Here is a 1,771-nt window from a genome sequence, read left to right as displayed (position 1 = left end):
CCAATTGTGATCATGATTGTTATCATTTGCTGAAACATGTGTTGCAGCAGGAGACGCGTTTTATCTGGCACAAAGAACGCGACCTTTCCAATCTCGACGCGGTTGTGTTGCCGGGCGGCTTTTCGTACGGCGATTATCTGCGCACCGGCGCGATTGCGCGATTCTCGCCGGTTATGGCGGAAGTGATGCGATATGCCAACGCCGGCGGCGCAGTCATCGGCATTTGCAACGGCTTTCAAATTCTTTGTGAAGCCGGCCTGTTGCCCGGCGTGCTGTTGCGCAATGCGCATTTGCGCTTTGTTTCAAAGCAAGTTTATATTCGCACGGAAAACCCGGACACACGCTTCACACACGCCGCGGCCAAGGCCGTTCTGAAGATGCCGGTGGCGCACGGCGATGGCAATTATTTCGCGGATGCGGATACGTTGCAACAGTTAAACGAGCGCCGGCAAATTCTCTTTCGCTATTGCACGGCAGAGGGCGACATCACGCCGGAAGCGAATCCCAACGGCGCGCTGGAGAACATTGCGGGTATCATGAACGCGGCCGGCAATGTTATGGGCTTGATGCCGCATCCGGAACGCGCCGCCGAGGCGCTGCTGGGCTCGAGCGACGGGGCGGAAATTTTTAAAGCGATAATTGGTCAAACCTGAGAAGGAATACCCGTGCCTACACGACGAAAAATCGGTTTCATCATTTTCATGGTTTTGCTCGGCGGGGCCATTGGATCGTTGCTGGGAAAGTTGATCGGCTTGTTGATGCCGGACGGCGTCGCCAAAGATTTTTTTATCGAAAAGGGCACCTGGGCGTTAGGCCCGGTCACGCTGGATGCGGCGGTTTTGAAATTGACGTTGGGCCTGAGTTTTGATCTCAACGTCATCGGCTTGATCGGCATCGGCGTGGCGATTTACTTGCTGCGTTGGGTGCTGAATTAAATTTGCTTGCGGAGAAAGCGCTATGTTTGGTCAAATCGGCATGAGTGAGCTGCTCGTTATTCTGGTCGTTGTGCTGCTCGTGTTCGGCCCGAAAAAAATTCCGGAGTTGGCGCGCGGCATCAGCCGGGGCCTCAGCGAATTCAAGCGCGCCGCCGATGAAGTCAAACAGGAATTGAATATCGATCTCGAACGCGAGACCCGCCAGCCGCGCGCGCCCGAGCGTAAATCCCTCAAAAGTGACTCATGAGTGGTAAAATGATTGCATTGAAATTTTAGGAGGTTTGCCATGCCTGGCCCACAAGAATTAATCGTCATCCTCATCATCGTGCTCGTGCTGTTTGGCGCGAAAAAACTGCCGGAACTCGCCCGCGGCCTTGGCCAGGGCATCCGCGAATTCAAAAAAGCGGCCAGCAGCTCCGACGAGCAGGAAAAAATCGAGCCGCCGAAACAGCAAGTCAATAATAATTGAAGCGCAATGATTTCCCACGGCCCGGCCGTGGGATTTTCCACTGCTTGTGTTTTGATTTTATCATTTAGCCGCTCACGCCAGTGGTTGGTTCATGCGGGAACGATTGCCTGTTTTCGCCGCTGTGACCGGCAATCGCGGCCTTCTTCTTTTCGTTTGCGCCGTGCAAACGATCCCTATCAAACACTCACCCGTTCGGCATATGAGCCACTTCGCCAATATCCGCTCCACTCAGGAAAAATTACGTCGCGGTGAGCAAACCTGCGCCGCTTTAGTCGAAGCCCATCTGGAACGCATCGCAGCGGCTGCGCCGTTGAATGCCTTCATTACGGTTTTGGATCAGCGCGCGCGCGCGCAGGCGATGCTCGAC

Annotated in this window: 5 protein-coding genes; all 5 read left to right on the top strand. The window is 54.7% G+C overall.

Features of this window, described 5'->3' with window-relative positions:
- A partial coding sequence (gene purQ, locus FBQ85_29955; GenBank protein ID MDL1879356.1) for a phosphoribosylformylglycinamidine synthase subunit PurQ occupies positions 1-653 on the top strand: 653 nt, incomplete at its 5' end.
- A gap of 48 nt (positions 654-701) precedes the next feature.
- Positions 702-935 carry a DUF4321 domain-containing protein gene (locus tag FBQ85_29950; GenBank protein MDL1879355.1) on the top strand — a complete coding sequence of 78 codons (234 nt, stop codon included), beginning with the start codon at positions 702-704 and terminating at the stop codon, positions 933-935.
- Positions 936-957: 22 nt separating this feature from the next.
- Positions 958-1,182 (top strand): twin-arginine translocase TatA/TatE family subunit, encoded by a 225-nt coding sequence (gene tatA, locus FBQ85_29945; GenBank protein MDL1879354.1) that lies wholly within the window; start codon positions 958-960, stop codon positions 1,180-1,182.
- A 39-nt stretch (positions 1,183-1,221) separates the two neighbouring features.
- A complete protein-coding gene (locus tag FBQ85_29940) occupies positions 1,222-1,404 on the top strand; it encodes a twin-arginine translocase TatA/TatE family subunit (protein MDL1879353.1) in 183 nt (60 codons plus the stop codon).
- A 199-nt stretch (positions 1,405-1,603) separates the two neighbouring features.
- Positions 1,604-1,771 (top strand): Asp-tRNA(Asn)/Glu-tRNA(Gln) amidotransferase subunit GatA (locus tag FBQ85_29935; GenBank protein ID MDL1879352.1); only part of this gene is annotated, 168 nt, incomplete at its 3' end.

Source organism: Cytophagia bacterium CHB2 (genome assembly GCA_030263535.1).
Lineage (GTDB): Bacteria > Zhuqueibacterota > Zhuqueibacteria > Zhuqueibacterales > Zhuqueibacteraceae > Coneutiohabitans.
This window is presented reverse-complemented; position numbering and strand designations above follow the sequence as displayed.

Bases quoted from the DNA above. Each gene is read 5' to 3' on its own strand.
- FBQ85_29940 (MDL1879353.1), top strand. From the start codon at position 1,222: ATGCCTGGCCCACAAGAATTAATCGTCATCCTCATCATCGTGCTCGTG.
- FBQ85_29950 (MDL1879355.1), top strand. From the start codon at position 702: ATGGTTTTGCTCGGCGGGGCCATTGGATCGTTGCTGGGAAAGTTGATC.
- tatA (MDL1879354.1), top strand. From the start codon at position 958: ATGTTTGGTCAAATCGGCATGAGTGAGCTGCTCGTTATTCTGGTCGTT.